The organism is Streptomyces sp. TSRI0281 (assembly GCF_001905125.1).
In the GTDB taxonomy this organism is placed as follows: Bacteria; Actinomycetota; Actinomycetes; order Streptomycetales; family Streptomycetaceae; genus Streptomyces.
Window position 1 is genome coordinate 237,717 of record NZ_LWLE01000012.1, and the last position, 20,145, is coordinate 257,861.

At 73.3% G+C, this 20,145-nt stretch carries 17 protein-coding genes; 4 read left to right on the top strand and 13 right to left on the bottom strand.

The features are described from left to right. Positions 1-43: 43 nt before the first annotated feature. From A6A29_RS18825 to A6A29_RS18840, 4 genes are read right to left on the bottom strand one after another with little or no spacing between them, the layout of a single operon-like run. On the bottom strand, positions 44-964 hold the full coding sequence (locus tag A6A29_RS18825) for a hypothetical protein (protein WP_241838544.1): 921 nt from the start codon (positions 962-964) through the stop codon (positions 44-46). Then, the gene (locus A6A29_RS18830; protein ID WP_073721259.1) at positions 961-2,157 is read right to left on the bottom strand and encodes a hypothetical protein; all 1,197 of its coding nucleotides are present in this window, start codon (positions 2,155-2,157) and stop codon (positions 961-963) included. Before A6A29_RS18830 ends, A6A29_RS18825 begins: the two co-directional genes overlap by 4 nt. Then, entirely contained in the window at positions 2,154-3,218 is a 1,065-nt protein-coding gene (locus tag A6A29_RS18835; RefSeq protein WP_073721260.1) for a hypothetical protein, read from the bottom strand. Before A6A29_RS18835 ends, A6A29_RS18830 begins: the two co-directional genes overlap by 4 nt. Beyond that, on the bottom strand, positions 3,215-3,934 hold the full coding sequence (locus A6A29_RS18840; RefSeq protein WP_073721261.1) for a cupin domain-containing protein: 720 nt from the start codon (positions 3,932-3,934) through the stop codon (positions 3,215-3,217). The genes A6A29_RS18835 and A6A29_RS18840 overlap by 4 nt, the downstream gene beginning before the upstream one ends. A 379-nt stretch (positions 3,935-4,313) precedes the next feature. Between A6A29_RS18840 and A6A29_RS18845 the strand changes: the two genes are divergently transcribed. The 3 genes from A6A29_RS18845 (at position 4,314) to A6A29_RS18855 (ending at position 7,271) form a co-directional block, all read left to right on the top strand. Next, on the top strand, positions 4,314-5,312 hold the full coding sequence (locus A6A29_RS18845) for an ArsR/SmtB family transcription factor (protein WP_073721762.1): 999 nt from the start codon (positions 4,314-4,316) through the stop codon (positions 5,310-5,312). Between the two features lie 161 nt (positions 5,313-5,473). After that, positions 5,474-6,187 carry a C39 family peptidase gene (locus A6A29_RS18850; RefSeq protein ID WP_073721262.1) on the top strand — a complete coding sequence of 238 codons (714 nt, stop codon included), beginning with the start codon at positions 5,474-5,476 and terminating at the stop codon, positions 6,185-6,187. Positions 6,188-6,284: 97 nt separating this feature from the next. Beyond that, positions 6,285-7,271 (top strand): alpha/beta hydrolase, encoded by a 987-nt coding sequence (locus A6A29_RS18855; protein ID WP_073721263.1) that lies wholly within the window; start codon positions 6,285-6,287, stop codon positions 7,269-7,271. Between the two features lie 147 nt (positions 7,272-7,418). Here A6A29_RS18855 and A6A29_RS18860 read toward each other — a convergent pair whose 3' ends face one another. Further along, positions 7,419-8,948, bottom strand: a complete 1,530-nt coding sequence (locus tag A6A29_RS18860; RefSeq protein WP_073721764.1) for an alpha/beta hydrolase — start codon at positions 8,946-8,948, stop codon at positions 7,419-7,421. A gap of 124 nt (positions 8,949-9,072) precedes the next feature. Here A6A29_RS18860 and A6A29_RS18865 point away from each other — a divergent pair, with 124 nt between their 5' ends. Continuing rightward, entirely contained in the window at positions 9,073-10,020 is a 948-nt protein-coding gene (locus A6A29_RS18865; protein ID WP_073721264.1) for a helix-turn-helix domain-containing protein, read from the top strand. A 51-nt stretch (positions 10,021-10,071) separates the two neighbouring features. Here the strand turns inward: A6A29_RS18865 and A6A29_RS18870 are convergent, their stop codons facing one another. The 8 genes from A6A29_RS18870 to A6A29_RS18905 form a co-directional block, all read right to left on the bottom strand. Next, positions 10,072-10,965: a siderophore-interacting protein gene (locus A6A29_RS18870; RefSeq protein WP_073721265.1), complete on the bottom strand. Its 894-nt coding sequence runs from the start codon at positions 10,963-10,965 to the stop codon at positions 10,072-10,074. 51 nt (positions 10,966-11,016) lie between these two features. Continuing rightward, positions 11,017-12,939 carry an ABC transporter ATP-binding protein gene (locus A6A29_RS45840; protein ID WP_073721266.1) on the bottom strand — a complete coding sequence of 641 codons (1,923 nt, stop codon included), beginning with the start codon at positions 12,937-12,939 and terminating at the stop codon, positions 11,017-11,019. After that, positions 12,936-14,645, bottom strand: a complete 1,710-nt coding sequence (locus A6A29_RS18880; RefSeq protein ID WP_241838545.1) for an ABC transporter transmembrane domain-containing protein — start codon at positions 14,643-14,645, stop codon at positions 12,936-12,938. The genes A6A29_RS45840 and A6A29_RS18880 overlap by 4 nt, the downstream gene beginning before the upstream one ends. Further along, complete coding sequence (locus tag A6A29_RS18885; RefSeq protein WP_073721267.1) at positions 14,642-15,529, bottom strand: ABC transporter ATP-binding protein; 888 nt, start codon at positions 15,527-15,529, stop codon at positions 14,642-14,644. The genes A6A29_RS18880 and A6A29_RS18885 overlap by 4 nt, the downstream gene beginning before the upstream one ends. Beyond that, positions 15,526-16,614, bottom strand: a complete 1,089-nt coding sequence (locus tag A6A29_RS18890; protein ID WP_073721268.1) for a FecCD family ABC transporter permease — start codon at positions 16,612-16,614, stop codon at positions 15,526-15,528. The genes A6A29_RS18885 and A6A29_RS18890 overlap by 4 nt, the downstream gene beginning before the upstream one ends. Continuing rightward, on the bottom strand, positions 16,611-17,693 hold the full coding sequence (locus A6A29_RS18895) for a FecCD family ABC transporter permease (RefSeq protein ID WP_073721269.1): 1,083 nt from the start codon (positions 17,691-17,693) through the stop codon (positions 16,611-16,613). Before A6A29_RS18895 ends, A6A29_RS18890 begins: the two co-directional genes overlap by 4 nt. A gap of 47 nt (positions 17,694-17,740) precedes the next feature. After that, positions 17,741-18,829: an iron-siderophore ABC transporter substrate-binding protein gene (locus A6A29_RS18900; protein ID WP_073721270.1), complete on the bottom strand. Its 1,089-nt coding sequence runs from the start codon at positions 18,827-18,829 to the stop codon at positions 17,741-17,743. Positions 18,830-19,177: 348 nt separating this feature from the next. After that, positions 19,178-20,035 carry a helix-turn-helix domain-containing protein gene (locus tag A6A29_RS18905; protein WP_073721271.1) on the bottom strand — a complete coding sequence of 286 codons (858 nt, stop codon included), beginning with the start codon at positions 20,033-20,035 and terminating at the stop codon, positions 19,178-19,180. Positions 20,036-20,145: the final 110 nt, after the last annotated feature.

The window sequence follows — 20,145 nt, forward strand, 5'->3', positions numbered from 1 at the left end:
GGACAGGCCGCCCCGCGGTTCATGGGCGGGGTGGCGTGGTGGGTCATGAGGCGGGCCAGCTCAGGAAGCCCGTGGTACGCAATCCGCGCAGCTCGCTCCACAGGGAGTTCCGCGGCGGTCGGGGTCCCCGGGTGAGGCGCAGCACCGTACGCACCAGGCGGGGCGGTGGCACGGCCGCGACCTGCGCGAACCGTCCCCCCGCCAGCCACTGGACTTCCTGGGGCCGCAGCGCCGGAGGCCAGGGCCGCAGCGGCGGAGCGGGTGCCGGCCCGCGGCCGGTGGGGAGGCGCAGGGCCGCCGCGTGACGGGGTACGAGCCCGATCGACGAGATCCGTACGCCGGGGACGCGGCCGAGGGCGTCCCTGATCAGGGCCGGGAGCTCGATGCCTTCGGGGCTCGCGTCGTGCAGCACATGGACCGTCGCGCCCCGCGCCCGCTCCAGCGCCGCGACGAGGCGCGGGGCGAGCGGCAGGGCGTCGTCCGCCGCGAGGACGGGGCAGGCCGCCTCCAGATGCACATGGTTGGCGAGCAGCATGCGGGCGATCGAGCGGTCCTGGCAGACGAGAAGGCGGGGCAGCCCGTAGGCGTAGAGGTCGGGTTCGCCCGGTTCCGGCGTGGCCGGGGGCCGTGGCAGTGCGGGCGGCGGAGCCGGGACCGGCGGGAGCAGGCCCTCGACGCTCTCCCTGCCCCGCGCCTCCAGAGCGCGCGTGAACGCCGGCAGACGCAGGGGAGGGGCGGGGGTCCGGGGGACGCGGGTGAGCAGGGTCGCGGCCGGGCTCAGGACGCGGCAGGTCTCGTAGTAGAGCTGCCGTTCCGTGAACCTGATGCCGCCGGGACCCGCCGCGCGGGCGGCGGCCCCGGTGATCGCCAGATCGAGGAGGCGGGCGCCGGGCCCGCGTCCGGTTCGGGGAGCCGGGGCGGTGGAGGTGCCGCTTCCGGGAGCCTGGGGGCGTCGCGGAGTCATGCGGAGCTGGTGCCTTCCTTCGTGGACGGGCCGGTGCCGGGACGGCCCGTACCCCGCGCCCGAGGGGTCTGCGGGGGCTGCGGTGCCTGCGGCCAGGTGAGGAAGCCGTGGGTGTGGGCCTGTCGGGGGCCGGGCGGCGGGACGGTCAGGGCCCGCTCCACCGCTCGTTCGACGATCGAGGGGAGAAGAGGCGGCGGTACGGCGGCGATGGGGCTCCAGTAGCCGTCGGCGAGCCACTTGGCGTCGGCCTCGGACAGGCCCGCGACCGTGCGGAGCTGTTCCGCGTCGGCGATCCGGTTGGGCCGGGCGAGCCGTACGACGCCCTTCCTGCCCCGGGCCGCGGAGACGGGCAGACCCGCGTCCACGACGACCCGGTCGGGCTGCGCGGCACGAATGAGCGGCGCCAGCAGGACGCCCGGCGGGTCGGCGTCGTGCAGGACGACCACCGGCAGCGCGCTGCGGTACTCCGCGAGGCGGTCGAGGGCCTCGGCCACGAGGGCGGAATGCCCCGCCGGTCCCTCCTGGCCGCAGGTTTCCAGCAGGACGGCGCCCAGTCGGCCCGGAACGTCATTGGCCGTGAGGAAGAGTGACACCACCCGGTCGGTGCACAGGATCACGGCCCTGGGCCGCGACACCGGAGCGGACGCACGGGAAGGGCCCGCACCGCGCGGGCGGGGCAGCGGGCGGGCGTCGTCGAAGACGCCCGCGGGCAGATCGCCGTACGCCGCCGGCCAGGCGCCCGTCATCAGCCCGCGGAACCTCTCCTCGGAGGGAATGATCCGCGACCCGGGCAGCACTCCGGGGCGATGACGCATGGCCGACGCGGCGACGAGGATCAGGAAGGCGGCGGCTCCGGCGAAGAAGGCGAGGTCGCCGTCGACCAGGACGGTGCTCAGAAGGAGGGCGACGGCCACCGGCAGGGCCACGAGCCAGCGGATCCTGGCCGGCACACCCTCCCGCTCCCGCCCGGCCCACGCGTAGTTGTTGCTGCGGGACAGGTACCAGAGCTGGGTGAGTGCGATCTTCAGCCGGCCGTGGTCGGTGGCCCGCTGCGCGATGCCCCGCACGCGGAGGTCGTGCATGCCCTTGCCGTGGACCGCGGGGTCCAGCGCGAAGCGCTTGTGGCAGCGCACGCACACACGGCCGGCGCGCTCCTTGCCCTTGAGCGGGGCGGCGCACCGGGGACAGATCATCGCTCACCCGCCGGGTCCGGGGCCGTCGGACCGGGCCAGGTCATGAATCCCACGGACGCGGCGCGGCGTTGTTCCGGATCGGCGTTCCGGGTGACCTGTTCGGCGACCCGGGAGACGACGGCGAGCAGCCGGGCCGGAGGCATGCCGGCCAGCGGGTACCGCCAGCCCTTGCCCAGCCACTTCAGCTCCTCGCCGGTGAACTCGCCGGACGCGGTGAGCCGCGCCATGGTCTCCCGGTCGGGCCGGCCGTCGCGGTCGCGGTAGGGCACGGCCCGTGCGAGGGAGCGGACGGTGCGCAGCGGCAGCCCGGCGTCGATCACCGCGCGCTGCCCCAGGTTCTCGCGGACGCGCCGGACGAGGAGTTCCCCGTGCGCGTCGGCGTCGTGGAGCACGATCACCGGGCTCCGCGTGGGCAGGGCACGGACCGCGTCGAGGTCACCGGCCGGCGCGATCCCGTACCGGGCGGGCAGGCCGACGGCGATCAGGAACGCCGTGATGGCACGGTCGGGGCACAGCAGTACGGCCCTGGGCTCCGTGCCCGGGAGCACGCGGGCTCCGGCCTGCGGGGGAACACCGGGCCCGTCGTCGAGCACCCCGGGCGGCAGCCCGCCGTAGACACGCTGCCAGGGCGCCAGCGCCTCCGTGCGGAACGCCGCACGGCTCATGGCCGGGAAGCCCCGGCCCGCACCGGCGGCCCGCGCGAAGGTGAACCCGGCGGAGACGAGCAGCAGGGCGCCCGAGACGAGGAGGAGGCGCACTTCCTCGATGAAGACGCCGAAGGCACCGACGACCAGCCCGGCGAAGAGGAAGGAACCCGCGCACCCCGGTGCGAACGTGCGCTGCTGGAGCCGGTTGCGGGAGAGCGCGTACCACAACTGGTCCGGCGTCACCGCGATGCTGCCGGCCTCCGTCACCTTGGCGAGGATCCTGCGCACCCGCAGATCGCTGAGGCCGAGGGAGTTGGTCTTGGGGTCCAGCGCGTACCGGCGCCGGCAGTGGGAGCAGGTGTGGTCGGGGCGCTCCTTGCGGAGCAGGTTCTTCTCGCAGTGCGGACAGATCACCGGCGGACCTCCAGTGCGGTCGCCACACGGCGCAGTCGTGCGGCCAGACGCTCGCGGACGGTGGTGGTGGCGATGCCGCGGTCCCGCTGGAGGTCCTCGATGTCGCGCAGGGCGGCGGCGAGTGCCCGGTAGTCGGTGGCGGCGGCCACGGCCACCTGCCCGGCCGCCGGGATGCCGCCCGCGGCGCGGCGCTCGGCCTCACCAGCGGTGATCGCGTAGTCCTCGTGGTCGATCCCGTAACCGGTGTTGGCCGCGAGGATGGTCAGTGGATCGGTGCCCCTGTTCGCGAAGGAGTGGGGCATCATCTCCGGAATCCGTATGAGCGTTCCGGGTGTCAGGGGTATGTCGGTGACCCGGTCGCGGTCCGCGTCGTAGAGGCCGCACGCCGCGTGGCCCAGGCTGAGGACGAAGTGTTCACCACCGTGGGCATGCGGGGTGAAGGCGCTGCGCGGCCCCACGACACCGAGCTTGACCGTGGCGTTCGAGGGACGCTCGGGGGAGGTCGTCGCGTCGCCCACCAGATAGTGGGCGAACTTCCCGTCATCGATGAAACGGAGGAACTCCCGTTCGGGCCCCAGCAGGCGGGCGCCGTCGCGGTCGGCCAGCTCGATGCCTCCGTCCGGCCTCAGGTGGTACAGCTCCACCCCTTCGGGGAGCGTCTCCCACGCCCCGCCCGGCATCGCGTCGGATATGCCGTCACCCGGATTCCCTGACATCGCGCCTCCCCCTGTGTACTTGTGCGCGGCGCGCGCTTCGCAAGCGCATCGTATGGCCTTGATTCACAACAAGGGGAGCCTCTGCGGCGACTCTTGGGCAACGCGCGGGGGAACGCGCGGGGGAACGCGCGTCGGGCGGACGGCGCCGTACGCGGGGTGCGGACCGCGAACCCGGGGGCGAGGGGCGACCGCTTCCGGGGTCCGCCCACGGGCCGGAGAAACGGCCTCGCGCGAGCGACGCCCGTACGGCCGCGGTACGGCGGTACGCTGCGGGGAGAGGCGGCGGGTCGGGGCAACTCCTCTCCTCCGTAAGCTCATTGACCGGACGGACATGGCCGCGGTCGGCGTCGGCGCGCCTTCACTCATCGATGGAGCCACCATGCTGCGGGTGCACTTCACGTCCGAGGACCTGGCGCGGGTCCGAGTGGCCCCGGGACCGGACTTCCTCTGGGAGATCAGCAACAGCGTGCAGACACTGCAACGCCGCGACGGCGAGAGGGTGTTCGGCGCGTGGCGCCGCTGGGCACGGCCCCGGCTCCCGGACAGCCGCCGACTGCTCTCCTGCCTGCTGCCGCCCCACGGCTACTCGCCGGACTTCCTCACCCCCACCTCCGGCGACCGCGCCACCCTGCAAGCGGCCGTCGACACCCTGATGAGCACACCCCGCCCGCGACTGCGCACCGAGCTGTCGCGCCTGGCCTCCTCCTGGCAACTGCCGCGCTGGGCAGGGGCCTTGGCAGACGGCGACCCGCATGCCCTGCGTCAGCTGGGCGATGCCCTGACCGCCTACCAGCTGGAGGCGCTGGCGCCCTACTGGCAACGCGTCCGGGCACATGTCGACGCCGACCGTGCACTCCGGCTGCACAGTCTCCTGGACGGCGGCACCGAGGGGCTGCTCGCCGGACTCGGCCCGCAGTTCCGCTGGCGGCCGCCGGTACTGGAAGTCGCCTACCCCGTCGACCAGCAGCTCCGTCTGGAGGGACGGGGCCTCGTGCTGCAACCGTCGTTCTTCTGCTGGCCCACACCGATCACGCTGGCGGACGGGGAACTGCCACCCGTCCTGGTCCATCCCATCCACCACAACGCCGACTGGGCCCTGCCCGCCCCTGACGCCCGCCCGGCGGAAGGCGCCGGTTCCCTGGGACCGCTGCTCGGGCACACCCGCGCGGGCGTTCTGCGCGCGACCCGCAACGGCTGCTCCACCGTGGAAGCCGCCCGCCTGCTGGAAGTGACCCACCCGGCCGTCAGCCAGCATCTGAACGTGCTGCGCGCGGCGGGTCTCATCACCACCGTCCGCAGGGCCGGACGGGCCTTTCACGTCGCCACGGCGGAGGGCCGTGCGCTGCTGGCCGCCGAGGAGCGGACGGCCGGCCGGTAGGCCACGAGCACCGGGCCCCAGCCTCCGGTCGTAAGCCTGGACTTACACCGCTTGTGCCCGTGGCGGGTGGGGAACCACGCTGGTCCCCGCCGCCCCGCACGGCCGGGCGCCCCCCGAAGCAGCTTCTTCCCGCAAGGCCCGTCCCCCCACCAGGAGCCTGCATGCGCAAGAGACTTGTGGCCACCACGATCGCCGCCGCCGCCGTCGGAACCCTTCTCCTTCCCGTCACGGCCCGGGCGTCCTCCGCACCGCACATCACGGCCGTATCCGTACGCACCCACGGCTCCGAGGCTGGTACGGCCGTCGTCAGCGGGTACAACCGGCCGGGCGACCGGCTGAGCGTCGACTCCGGCCGTACCCGGAGCGCCCACTGGCTACAGATCGACTACCAGGTCCAGGAGACCGGCTACTGGTGCGGTCCGGCCGCCGCCCGCATCGCGCTCTCCGCCCGCACCGCCCCGCCCGGTCAGGGCGAGCTCGCCCGGCAGCTCGGCACCACCGAGGCGGGCACCGACCACATCGGCCAGGTCACCGGCGTACTCAACGCGAACCTGGGCGGCGGCTGGTACGAGACCAAGGAGATGCCGAACGACCCGCCCACCCAGGCCCAGCGGGACCTGCTGTGGTCGGACATCGTCTTCGACATCGACCGGAACTACCCGCTGGTGGCCAACATCGTCGCCCCGCCGGGCAACCAGCCGCCCGGATACCCGTCGGACCAGACGATCTACCACTACTTCACCGTCTTCGGCTACGACGAGGTGGACCGCACGGTTCTCATCGCCGACCCCGCCTCCTTCGGCGGCAACCAGATCTACTGGATCTCCTTCGACCAGCTCGCCACGCTGATCCCCCCGAAGGGGTACTCCGCCTGACGTCCGCCCGGTCGGCGGCCGACCCGCGTCCGGCCGCCGGCCCCGCACGGTGTCCCGCAGCCGCGTCCGCGCCACTTCCCCACACCAGGAGATCACGTTGAGCACCCACCCCACCCGCAGGAACGTCATCAGGGCCATCGGCGGAATCACCGCGGCGACGGCCCTCGGCGCCGGGGGCGTGCTGGCCTCGGCGTCGTCCGCCGCCGCGGCCGGCGACGGCTTCGGGCTGCGCGTCGTCGACCACAACGAGGGCGATCCGCGCATGTGGTACTACCGCTTCGCGACCGACGCGATCGGCTGGAATCCGGGCGTCAACGTCCTGCTCCCCGACGGTTACCACACCAGTGGACGCCGCTATCCGGTCCTGTACCTGTTCCACGGCGGCGGAACCGACCAGGACTTCATCACCTTCGACCGCATGGGCATCCGCGCCTGGACCGCGGGCAAGCCGGTCATCGTCGTGATGCCCGACGGCGGCCACGCGGGCTGGTACTCCAACCCGGTCAGCTCCCACACCGGCCCCCGGAACTGGGAGACGTTCCATATCGCCCAGCTCCTCCCGTGGATCGACGCCAACTTCCGTACCTACGCCGAGTACGACGGCCGGGCTGTCTCCGGATTCTCGATGGGAGGCTTCGGCGCGCTGAAGTACGCGGCCAAGTACTACGGTCACTTCGCCTCGGTGAGCGCCCACTCCGGGCCGGCCAGCCTGCGCCGTGACGCCGGCCTGGTCACGCACTGGGCCAACGTCTCCTCCGCGGCCGTGGAGCTGGGAGGCGGCACGGTCTACGGTGCGCCGCTCTGGGACGAGGCCAGGGTCAGCGCCGACAACCCGGTGCAGCGCATCGGGAGCTACCGCGACAAGCGGGTCTTCCTGGTCGCCGGCACCAGCCCCGACCCGATCAACTGGTTCGACACGCTCAATGAGACGCAGGTGCTCGCCGGGCAGCGGGAGTTCCGGGCCGGCCTCGGCGCGGCCGGTATCCCGCACGAGTGGCACGAGGTGCCCGGCGGGCACTTCGTCCGCCCCGACCTGTTCCAGCGGGACCTCGACGGCATCGTCGCCCGGCTCCGCAGGGCGTAGGCAGGGCGCCCGTGCCCCAGGAACGTCGCACCGCCGGGTCAGGACCGTAGCGCCGCCGGTGCGGTCGAGCGGCCGGCGCCGATGACCGTCGCACCGCCGGAGCCGGGTCGGACGGTCAGGACGTCGGGCGGCCTGGCGGTCAGGGCCTCAGGCCGTCAGGTGCGACAGGACGGAGCTCATCGCCCTGCGGACGGCGTCGCGTGACGCGTCGGTCGGGTCGACGGTCTCGAACCCATGATGGCCCTCGGGCACGTCGATCACCTCGACAGCGGCTCCGCACCCCTCGGCCGCGGCCAGGAACTCCGCGACCGTCACGGAGATCTCCGGCATCTCCAGCCCGGCCCGGACCAGGACGACCGGCAGCTCACCGGCTCCGCGCACCGCGCTCACCGGCCGGAACCGGCTGCCGCCGAGCCCCCAGTTCGGCAGCGGCGCGAGGATCGGGTAGTTCGCGGCGACACAGCGCAGCCACACGGGCGGCGCGGCCAGCCAGTCCGCCGTGAGCAGGCCGCCGCCCGAGAAGAACCAGAGCGCGACCCGGTCCGGGTCGACCCGTGGGTCGGCCCGGACCAGATCCACCGCCACCGCGACGTCCTCGGCGGCGCGCGCGTGGTCGGTGATCTCGTGCAGCCGGTGATCCAGGGTCACGCCCACCACCCCGCGCAGGGCGGCGAGCCGGCCGTACCCGGTCAGGGTCGGCCAGTCCCGCGGGGTCGGCCGGGCATCGGCGGGCACCGGGCCGCCGTGCACGAGCACCACCGCCGGGTACGGTCCTTCGCCCTCGGGCGGCAGATACAGGTCCACGTTCCCGGACCGCTCGCGCGGGACGTCCGGCAGGTCCAGAAGGAACGGCCTCAGATGCGCCGGACGTTCGTCCGTCGCCGGGGTCAGCCGATGCCCCTCGCCCGCGGCCGCCCGCAGCAGCACCGTGACCAGTTCGCCGGGGCAGGAGAGCATCGGCCAGTGCCCGGTGGGGAGTTCGAAGAAGCTCACCCGCCGCTCCGCGAGGGCCCGGAGGGCGGGGTTGCCGAGGCCCACCTGCATCTGGACCATCTCGATGCTCGCGCCGTTGGCGGTGCACAGCACGCCGGTGGTCGCCACCGCCGAGGCCGCGCCCGTCAGCCGCAGCGGCTGGAGCAGGGTGCCGAGCGGCTGCGGGGCCGCGAGCCGGGTCAGCCGGTCCAGTGCCTCCTCGGGAACACCGGCGGTGCTGCCCCAGCGCTGCCAGGCCTCCCCGGAGTCCGGGGCCGGGAGCACCTCCTCACCCGCCGGAGCGTCCTTTCCCGCCCGCGTCCGCAACTCCTCGCGCACGCCCTGGTCGGGCACGGTGGCCAGCGCCGGGACGCCGTTCTGCGGCAGGCCCGTGTCCAGGCAGACGATCCGCGCGACGCGCCCGGCACGCCGGTCGGCGGCGCCCAGCACCGGGTGCATCCCGTAGTCGTGACCCACCAGCACGATGTCCCGGCCGCCCGCCGTGCCGACGGAGTCGATCAGCCGCACCACATCGGCGATGTGCGTCTCCAGGTCCACCCCCGGGGCCGCGGACCCGCCGCGCCCGCCGAGCCTGGTGAGCGTCACCGCGCGCGCCTCGGCGCCCTCCGCGGCCAGTCCCGCCGCCGTCCCGTCCCACACATGACCGCCGGTGAAGGTACCCGGCACCAGGATGAATGTGGTCATCGCGCTCTCCTCGTACGTCATGCCGCGGAGCCCGTACACCGCGGTCCGGGCGGCGGCCGAGCCTTCCTCGATCGGCTGTCCGCCCTCCCCGGTACGGTAGGAACTCCCCCTGAGGGAGGTTCAAGTGTTCCCGTCGCACGACGGTCTGTGCGGCATCGGCGAGCTCGCCGAGCGCGCCGGCGTCACCGTCAAGACCGTCCGCTTCTACTCCGACCGCGGCCTGCTGCCGGAGACCGCGCGCAGTTCCGGGGGCCACCGCCGCTACGGCCCGGACGCCCTGGACCGGCTGCTGCTGATCCGTTCCCTGCGCGCCCTGGACCTGCCGGTCCCGCAGGTGCGGCGCATCCTCGACGAGGACGACGGGTCGGGCGGTGTGCTGGAGGACGCCGTCGCCGGACAGCTGCGCGAGGTCGGCAGCCGGCTGGGGGCGCTGCGGTGGCGCGAGGCGGGACTGCGGCTGGTCCAGGAGTGCGCGCCGGAGGAACGCGCCGAGCGGTTGCGGCTGATCGGTACGGTGGCGGCCCCGCCCAGTACGGACCCGCTCGTACGGTTCTGGCGGGCCTGGCTGCCGCGACGGATGCGGGGCCGGGCGCTCGCGGCGTTCCTGGATCAGGCCGTGCCGGCGCCGCCCGAGGACCCGACGCCCGCGCAGGTGCTGGCCTTCGCGCGGCTGAACGCCTTCGTGACGCGCCCGTGCGAGGGGACCGAGCGGGGGCAGCCCGTGGTCCACCGGTCCTCCCCGGACTTCCGTCCGGCGGTGCTGTACGACGGTCTGGGTGAGGCGTACGGCCTGGCGGCGGCGCAGCTGCGGTGGGGGCGGGCACCGCGTCCGGGCGAGGCGTTGGACTGTTTCGTCGCCGCGTACGCCGCTTCGTACGGCGCGGGTGACAGCGTGGACTTCCGCCGCCTGCTGACCGGCCGGCTCGCGGCGGACCCGCGGATCGACCGGTACTGGGAGCTGGTGGCCGAGGTGGTCGGCCTGCGGGACGGGCGTGCCGAGCCGACCCCCGGCACCGCGCACGACTGGCTGCTCGCGGCGCTGACGGGGGAGAGCGCCGAGCGGGCGGCCTGAACCCGGGCGGGCCTCACAGCCCGGGCCCGGCGGGCCCCGGCCCGCGCCGCCTCACAGTCCGAGGGAGCTGAGCCGGGCCTCGTACCGGATGGTGAGGTCCTCCGGCTCGTCGGCCGGGTTGTCCCAGAGGGCGTCCAGTTCCGCCCGTACGTCCGCGGGCAGGGCCTCGTAGCGCTCGGTCCAGGTGTCGGAGTCCGGCACCCAGTAGCCGACCACCTTGAAGCGTTCCATGGGGAGCTTCAGCTCCTTGCGGAGGTGGCGGCGCACGGTGCGCAGGGCGTTGGTCTGGCCCGCGACCCAGAGGTAACCGCCGGTCAGGTCCGCGCCGGGCGGGATCGCGGCGGCCACCAGCTCGGCCAGGCGGCTCGGGCCCGCGCCGTTGCCGCCGTAGCTCCAGGTCGACCGGATGTGCGGCCGGTCCGGGAGCGGCTGGACGGCGGCCGGGCCGGGCACCTCGATGACCGCCCGGGTCGTGACCCCGTCCGGGGTGTCCTCCAGGATCCGCGCGACGGCGGGCAGCCCGGTGAGGTCGGAGATCAGGACCTGCCAGGTGAGGTCGGCGGGGGGACTGTAGAGACCGGTGGGGGAGTTGAGTCCGATCATGTCGCCGGGGCGTGCGGCGGCGGCCCAGCTCGACGCCACACCGTGGGAGTGCAGCACGAAGTCGATGTCGATCTCCCCGGCCTCCGGGCGCACCGCGCGGATGGTGTAGGTGCGCATGGGGGCGGTGGGCCTGCCCTCCGGGGTCTGCCAGTCGCCGTTCTCCGTCGTCTCGGGCAGTGACAGGTCGGCGCGGTCGGTCCCGTGCGGGAAGAAGAGGCGTACGTACTCGTCGCCGATGCCCGTCGAGGTGAACGTGGCGAGGTCCCCGCCGTGGAACGTGATCCGGACCATGGTTCCGGTGAGCGGCAGGACCCGGGCGACGACGGCTCGGTGGATGGTCATGGGTGTGCTCCTTCGTGCTGGCGTGTGGTGGTGCGGTGCGTCGGGGCGAAGTCAGGAAGGGGGAGCGGTCGCGGTGTAGGCGTGCCAGAGGGCGGCGTATGCGCCGTGGCGGGCGAGCAGTTCACTGTGGGTGCCCTGTTCGGCGACCCGGCCGCGGGCGAGGACGACGACGCGGTCCGCGGCGCGTGCCTGTTCCAGGCGGTGGGCCACGATCACGCTGGTGCGGTCCCGGGTGACGCGTTCGAGAGCCGCCCGCAGGAGGTTCCTGGCCTGCGGTCCGGACTCGGCGGTGGCCTCGTCGAGAACGGCCACGGGCGGATCGGCGAGCAGCACCCGGGCCAGGGCGAGGTGCTGGACCGATCCGTCGTCGAGGAGGGTGCCGCCGGGGCCGAGGACGGTGTCCAGCCCGGATTCCGGGCCGAGTGCCCAGTCGGCGCCGACCTCGCGCAGGGCGTCGCGGAGTTCGTCGTCGGTGGCGGTGGGGCGGGCGAGCCTCAGGTTGTCGGCGAGGGTGCCGCCGAAGAGGTGGACCTCCTGGGTGACCAGGTACCGGCCGGTGGGAGCGATGCCGTCCCCGATGGTGATCCGGCCCTGTGAGGGTTCGCCCAGACCCGCGATCAGGCGGGCCAGAGTGGTTTTGCCGGAGCCGCTGGCGCCGACGAGCGCGAGGCTGCCGCCGGCGGGCACGCGCAGGGAGACATCGCTGAGGGCGGGGCGGGAGCCGTCGTACGAGAACGAGACGCCCTTCACCTCGATCTCCGGGCGGTACGGAGCACGGGCCGGGCCGTCGGTCTCGTCCCGGCCGTCGGTCTCGCGAGGCCCGTCGGTCTCGTCCCGGCCGTCGGTCTCGCGAGGCCCGTCGGTCTCGTCCCGGCCGTCGGTCTCGCGAGGCCCGTCGGTCTCGTCCCGGCCGTCGGTCTCGCGAGGCCCGTCGGTCTTGTGACGTCCGTCTGCACCGCCCCGCCCGTCCGCCTCTTCCCGGTCACGGCCCAGGTCGGTGATCCCGATGAGGCGGGCCAGCCCGACCGTGGCCCGCTGCACGTCGTCCAGGCTGCCCAGAAGCGCGCCGACCGGACCGAAGAGCCGGTGGAAGTAGAGGGCGGCGGCGGTGGCGGCACCCAGCGTGATGGCCCCCGAGCCGAGCAGCGCGTAACCGCACAGGAGAACGGCGGCCAGCCCGATGAACTCCGCCGCGTTGAGCAGGCCCGTGAAGCGGTTGCGCAGCCTCACCCCGTCGCGCTGCCGCTCGATGGCGAGTTCACCGCGCCCGGACAGCTCTCCCAGGTGCAGGTCCTGGGTCCGGTAGGTGCGGATGGTCTCCGCCCCGTGCACCGCTTCGATGACGGACTGCCCGCGTGCGGACTCCAGTCGGCGGATGTCCCCGTACACCACGTGGGAACGGGCGAGGAACTGACGGGTGGCGAGGATGTGGACGGGCAGGCAGACCAGACCGGCGAGGGCCAGCCGGGGGTCGAGGACGGCCAGCCCGACCAGGCTGAGGCCGATGGTGAAGCCCGCGTTGGTGATGTCGGGCAGCACATCGGAGGCCGCCTCCGAGATCGCCTCGACATCGCGGGTGACCCGCGAGACCACATCGGAGCTGTCGGAGGATTCCAGGGTGGCGACGGGCAGGTGGATCGCGGTCTCGAACACGTCCTCGCGCAGCGCGGCCAGGACGTCCTGGACCACCGTGACCAGCATCCGGCCTCCGGCGTGGGCGAGGGCGGCGCCGGTGGCGGCGACGAGCAGCAGGGCGACGCCGAGAGCGGTCAGCCGGCCGCGTCCGGCCTGCTCCGTGACCGCGTCCACGATGCCCCCCAGGATCGCCGGGGTGGCCAGCGTGACCGCCGTACCGCTGAGGAGGGTGAGCAGCGCGGCGGCGAGCCGGACACGGTGGGCGCCGAGGCGGCGCCGCAGTTCCCGCCGGGTGCGGCGGGGGCCGGCGATGGGCAGGGTGGGGTGCGCCGGAGTCACCGGGGGGTTCCGTTCGGTTCGTGGTGGGCGGCGCCGAGGTCGACGACCCGGTCGCAGGCGGACAGCAGGATGGGGCTGGTGGTGATCAGCAGGGTGGTGGCGTGCAGCGCGCGCAGTCCTTCGGCGATGCGCTGTTCGGTCGCGGGGTCGACCGCGGTGGTGGGTTCGTCCAGGACGACGAAGTCGGCCCCGGCGTGCAGCGCGCGGGCGAGCAGCAGGCGCTGGCGCTGGCCGCCGGAGAGCTTGCGGCCGCGCTCGCCGATGTCGCTCCCGTCCCCGCCGAGGTGTTCGAGTACGTCGTCGAGCATCGTCGCCCGGAGTACGGCGGGGTCGGCGTCGCGGCCGTGCGGGGCGAGGTTCGACCGCAGGGTGCCCGAGAACAGGGCGCCGTGGTGGGGCGGTGCGGCGATCCGCGCGCGGACCCGGTCGGGGCCGAGGTCGACGGCGTCGATCCCGTCGATGAGGAGTTCACCGCGGTCGAGCGGGACGCGGTAGCCGAGCCGGTCGCTGAGGTCCCGGGCGTGCGCGGGGTGACGGGGCACGACGCCCACGAGATCGCCGGTTCGCAGCTGGAGCGGCTCCTTGCGGCCGGGCGGGTGCCAGCGCAGAACCGGGTCGGTGGTGCCGGAGACCGGGGTGGAGGGTGCCGGTACGGTGCGGGCCGCGGCCGACGCGGGGTCGATCAGCGGCGGTTCGTTGATCAGGTCGCTGAGCCGCCGGGCGGAGGCGCGCTTGTGGATCCAGTTGGACGCGAAGGTGCCGACATGGGCGAGGGAGCCCTGGAGGTACTGGGCCAGCCCGAGGACGGTGACGAGCTGACCGATGGTGATGCGCCCGTCGAGAGCGAGGTATCCGGACGCCGTGGCGAGCCCGGCGAGGAACACACCGGACATCAGGACGCTGAGGTTGGAGTACGCCAGGACGGCACGTGCGGCGGCGACGGCGCCGCGCCGTGACTCGTCGCTCGCGGCACGGTAGCGGCGGGCCGCCTCGGCCTGGGCGTTCATGCCGATGACCACCCGCAGTCCGGTGATCATGTCGGTGGCCACCTCACCGGCCCGCGCCGCCGAGCTCTGCTCGGCCAGCCCCCGTGCCTCCAGCGGCATCGAGATCCTGCGCATGACGAGCAGCACCAGGACGGTGCTGGTGATGACGCCCAGGCCGAGGGGGACGGAGATCAGCAGCAGGGCGGTGGAGGCGGTCAGGATCGCGGTGATGGTGGACGCCTGCTGCACGACGCTCCAGGAGACCCCGGCGACACGGTAGGTGTCGGACGAGACCAGGGAGAGGGACTCTCCCGCTCCGGGGCGCCGCAGGAGGGAGTGCGGATCCAGCAGCCGGGCCATGGCGCGCTGCCGCAGGGCGTGCTCGCCGTAGCCGTACACGCTCACCATGGCCGACGACGCCCGCTGGTAGGACAGGGACAGGGCGACGAACACCCCCGCGAGCACCGCGAGCCATCCGATCAGCGCCGAGCTGTCCGAAGGGGCCAGCGCCCGGTCGATGACGATCCCGATGAGGATCGGCACCAGGGCCTCGCACAGTTCGTGGACCATGAACGAGAGCGTGGTGAGCACGAGCCGGCCGCCGCGCCCCTGTCGCAGGAGCGCGGTGCGGAACAGTGCCTGTACGGTGCTGGGTTCGCGGTCCGGGAGGGCCGGGCCGATGCCGGTGCCGGGCTCGCGGACGGCGGTGGGTTCGTTCACCGCGCGTCCCGCTGACGGGCGAGCGGGACGACCATCGGGGTGCCGGTGACCGGGTCGGGCACGACCTTGCAGGGGAGGTCGAACACCTCTCGTACGAGTGCGGCCGTCACCACCTCTTCGGGGGCGCCCTCGGCGACCACCCGGCCGTCGCGCATGGCGATCAGATGGGTCGCGTAGCGGGCCGCGTGGTTCAGGTCGTGCAGCACGGCGACGAGGGTGTGACCGGCGCGGTGCAGATCGGTGAACAGTTCCAGCAGGTCGATCTGGTGGGCGATGTCGAGGAAGGTGGTCGGTTCGTCCAGCAGCAGGACGGGGGTCTGCTGGGCGAGCACCATCGCCACCCAGACCCGCTGGCGCTGGCCGCCGGAGAGTTCGTCGACGAGCCGGCCGGACAGTTCGGTGACGGAGGTGGCCGCCATGGCGTCCAGCGCGGCCCGCTCGTCCTGTTCGGTCCACTGGCGCAGCAGCCCCTGGTGCGGGTGGCGGCCCCGGGCGATCAGTTCGGCGACGGTGATCCCGTCCGGTGCCTGCGAGGTCTGCGGCAGCAGTCCCAGAAGCCGCGCGACCTCCTTGGAGCGGTAGCTCGCGATGGACCGGCCATCGAGCACCACCTGTCCGGCGGTCGGTTTCAGCAGCCGGGCCACGGCCCGCAACAGGGTCGACTTGCCACAGGCGTTGGGGCCGATGACGACGGTGAAGGACTGATCCGGAATACGTACGTCCAGGTGCTCCGAGACCGGCCGCCGGCTGTAGCCGAGGGACGCGTCCCGCACCTCCAGCCGGGCCGGTACCGGGGTCCGGGTGCTCTGCTTCGTGGTGGTCACGGGGTACTCCTGGCGGCTGGGGGACGGGGTGGGGAGGCGGGGCGCCGCGGGCGCGGTCATCGGCGGCTGCCCGCGTACTGGCGGGCGAGCAGCCAGGCCAGATAGGCGCCGCCGACGGACACGGTGACGACACCGACGGGCAGGTCGATGCGCTGCGCGACGAAGTCGGCGCCGACCAGGACCGCGGCACCGGTGAGTGACGCGGGAAGGATCCGCAGGGTGGTCGAGCTCCGGGTCAGACGCTGGGCGATCTGGGGTGCGGCGAGTGCGATGAACGCGATCGGGCCGACCGCCGCGGTCACCAGCGCGGTCAGCGCGACCCCGACGACGGTGGCCGTGAGCCGGGCGCGCTGCGCGTTCACCCCGAGCGCGACCGCGGTGTCGTCCCCCATTTCGAGATGGATCAGGGGCCGGACCACGGCGGCGGAACCGGCCAGCAGGACCACGAAGACGGCCATGGTCACCCACAGCTGGCCGAAACCGAGTCCGCTGAGCGAGCCGGCCCCCCAGGTGGCCGCGAGCATCGCCTGCTGCGGGTTGACGGAGAGGAGCAGCATCGAGGTGAGCGAGCTGAGGAACGCGCCCACGGCGATACCGACGATGATCAGCCGGAACGGGTGCAGCCCGTGACGGTAGGCCAGCACGTACACCAGCAGCGCGGTCGCGGCCCCGCCGATGAGTGAACCCGTGGCGACCGCGAGGTAGTTGGCGGTGCCGAGCAGAAGCATCACGACGCTCGCGCCCGCGTACGAACCGGAGGCGAAACCGATCACGTCGGGGGAGCCCAGCGGGTTCTTGGTGAGCGACTGGAAGATCGCGCCGCTGATCGCCAGCGCCGCGCCGCAGATGATCGCGAACAGCAGCCTGGGCAGCCGCCAGGTCACCACGACGAGCCGGGCCCGGGAGTCGGCGTCCGGGTCGAACAGGGCGGACAGGACCTGACCGGGGGTGAACGAGATGGACCCGGAGCCCAGGGTGGCGATGCCCAGGGCCACCACGGTGACGGCCAGCGCGGCGCAGACGAGGACGGACCGGCGCTCGATGCGCAGTGCCAGCCCGGTACGCCGCAGGGTCCAGGTGGTCCGGCCGAAGTCGACCCGTTCCGGTGCGGCTCGGGTCGTGGCGGGTACGGCTTCGGCGGTCACAGGGTGCTCACCTTCCGGCGCCGGACGAGGGCGACGAGTACGGGGGCGCCGACGAGCGCGGTGACGAGTCCGACCCGCAGTTCCCCGGAGGGGAGCACCAGGCGTCCGATGATGTCGGCGCTCAGCAGGAAGGCCGGGGCGACGATGACGGTGACGGGCAGGATCCAGCGCTGGTCGGGCCCCACGAACCAGCGCACGACGTGGGGCACCATGAGGCCGACGAACGAGATGGGTCCGGCGACGGCGACGGCGGTTCCGGCCAGCAGGGTGACGGCGAGGACCAGCACCACCCGGGTCACCGCGAGGCGGGTGCCCAGGGACCGGGCGATGTCGTCCCCGAGCGCGAGGGCGTTGAGCGATCCCGCGCTCAGCAGCCCGAGTACGAGTCCGGCGCCGATCAGTGGCAGGGCGACCGGGAGGATGTCGAGCGACCGGCCGCCGATGGAGCCGACCGACCAGAACCGCATGACATCGAAGGTGGTCGTGCTCTTCAGCGCCATGGCGGAGGTGAAGCCGCCGCACACGGCGGTGAACGCGACGCCGGCGAGCGTGAGTTTCACCGGGCTGCCGCGACCGGCGCCGACCGAGCCGAGCGTGTACACCAGCACGGTGAGCCCGAACGCCCCCGCCAGCGCGAACCAGATGAACTGGCCGGCGCCGGTGTATCCGAGCACGGCGACCGCGAAGGTCACCGCGAGGCTCGCGCCCGCGTTGACGCCGAGGATGCCGGGATCGGCCAGGGGGTTACGGGTGAACGCCTGGATCAGGGCGCCGCTGAGGCCGAGTGCCGCGCCGACGACCAGTCCGATCGTGGTGCGCGGGACCCGTAGTTCGCGGACCATGACGTGCTCGTCGGAGTCGTCGAAGTGGAACAGCGCGTCCCACACCGTGCCCGGCGCGATGGAACGCGCGCCGACCATGACGCTGAGGACGGCCACGACGAGCAGCAGCCCGACGGCGGTGAGCAGGATCAGCAGGCGGTACCGGTTGCGCCGGGCCGGGCCCGCGCCGTTGCGCGGGCCCGGCACATCGCGCTCCGCGCCGGTGGTGAGGTCACCCGTGGGTGAGGCGGTCGTCATGGTTGTCCTTGGGGGAGGGCGTCACCTGTGGAGAGCGGCGGGGTCGGTCACTTGTCCGCGCCGGTGTTGCCCTTGCCCGAGACGGCGTCGACGAGCATCGGGACGTAGCGCTCGATCGCCCAGGGGATGGAGAGCACCGACGGTCCGCTGGTGGCCATGCCCATCGCCGGGTCCTGGACGAACGCGTAGTGCTTCCCGGCGATCGGCTTCCAGCGGGTGAACAGCGGGTCCTTGAGGGTGTAGGGGACCTCGTCGGGGCCGTTGGCCCAGCCGACGAAGATGTCGGCCTCGATGCTGTCGAGCTTCTCCAGGCTGATCCCGCCGTACCAGTTGGTGCCCTTGACGGTGGAGGCGATCGCCTTCATCGACGGGGTGTTCTTGAAGCCCATCTCGGTCAGCAGCCGGACCCGGGCGTCGTAGTCGACGTAGAGGCCGAGGTCCGTCGAGCCGGGTGTCAGCGCGACCCCGTAGGTGAACGTCGTGTCCTTGAACTCGGGGTGGTCCGAGGCGACGGAGGCCAACTGCCCCTGGACGTCCGTGACCAGGCTCTCGGCCTTCTCGGTCTCGCCCAGCGCCGCGCCGATGGTGCGGGTCATCTCCTGCCAGGTCCCGCCGTCCCACGGCTTCTTCAGGTAGGGAAGGGTGGGCGCGATCTCGGAGAGGCGCTTGTAGTCGACGTCGCTGATGCCGGAGTACAGCCCGACGATGAGGTCGGGTTCCAGCGAGAGGATCTGCTCGAAGTCGATCTCGCCCGCGTCACCGTAGTTCAGCGTCTCGGGCAGGGGGCCGCCGAGCTTCTCGACCGTGCCGCGGAACCAGGGCGTGTACCCCTGCTTGTCGCCGCCCCACTGCTTGTCCACGCCGACCGGGACCGTACCCAGCGCCGCGACCACATCCAGCGACATCCAGCTGACCGCCACGACGCGCTTGGGCTTCTGCTTGATCGTCGTGGTCCCGTGGCCGTGCTTGATGCTCACGGGGAAGCCGGCCGCCGCGGCACCGGGCTTCGCCTCGGCCGAGTCGGAATCGGACGCGTTGCCGCCGCAGCCCGTCAGGACGACGACGGCGGCGACCGCCACGGCCAGCGCGCGGGCCAGGGCGCCCGGTCCGCGTCGGGCCGGGGTGAATGTGGACATGTCTCTCCTTGAATGCTGACCGCGCTCGGTGCGACGTGGCACGGGTGGGGGAAAACCACCGAAGGCGGGGTGTCATACGGTGCACGACTCCGCGCACCAGAAAGTAAGGCAACCCTTACCTAAGGAGACATTAGGGAGGCGGGAGTCCCGTGGGGGTCGCGGAGCGGTCAGGGTGCGTCGCGAATCGGCCACATCCCGCCGAATGTCCGGCGGGGCGCGGATCCGGGGACCATCGTGCCGGGCGGCAACGGCCGAAAGCCCGTCCCCGGCACACATCTGGTGCCGGTGAACGGGCGGGGGAGGGGTGAGGGGGCGCGGTCACCGGCGGGTCTCACCCGCCGGGCCGGCTCAGCGGCCGGCCGGTACCGGTACGGTCTGCTCGCGCAGATACTCGGTCGGACTGGCCCCGGTCACCCGGCGGAAGGCGGCGGAGAACGCACTCGTGGTCGAGTAGCCGCAGCGGTGCGCGACGAGATTGACCGGGCGCCCCTGCGCGAGCAGCGCCGTGGCGACGGACATCCGTACCAGCGAACGCCACCGGGTGAACGGCATCCCGACATCGCGGCCGAACGCCCGGGTGACGGTGCGTACGCTCAGGGCGTGCCGGGCCGCCCATTCCTCCAGTGAGCGGTCGCTCTCCGGGTCGCGCATGACATCGTCGGCAAGGACCCGGATCCGCCAGTCCTCCGGTACGGGTACCTCGATCACCGGATGCGTGTCCTCCTCCAGCATCTCGATGATGACGCGCTGCGTCCGCAGCCGGAGATCGTCGGGCATCGAGGTCGCGTCGAGATGGAGCAGCATCTCCTGGAGCGCGCGGCCCACCTTCATCGGACGCGGGGACGACCACCGCGGCGGGGCGGCGGCCCGCGCCACATAGGTGTAGCAGCAGACGCTGCCGGGTTCGTGGAACGCGGCGTGCGGGGTGCCGGGCGGCAGCCAGGCCCCCTGTCCGGGTATGAGCCGGCGCACCGTGGTGCGCGTGTGCAGCGTCAGTGAACCGAAGTGCGGCCAGACCAGGAGCGCGTCGGTGTGCGTGTGCACCGCGGAGGTCGGCGGCCCCTTCGGTCCGGTGCCGTCGAAGACCGAGGTGGTGAGCAGATAGGGGTCGGCCACCTCGCCGCCACCGCCCGGCGGTTCGGCCCACTGGAGCGGGACTGTCGAGGGGGCCTCGCCGCGCTGGTGACGGGGAAGGGTGATCGGCATGAACTTAGGTTACCCTAACCTCGTGTGCGTACCGCCCCCTCGGCGGACGCGGAACGCCGGGCGCGGCGAAGCGCGCCCGTACGGCAAGCGGCGCAGGCGCGGCCGGGGCA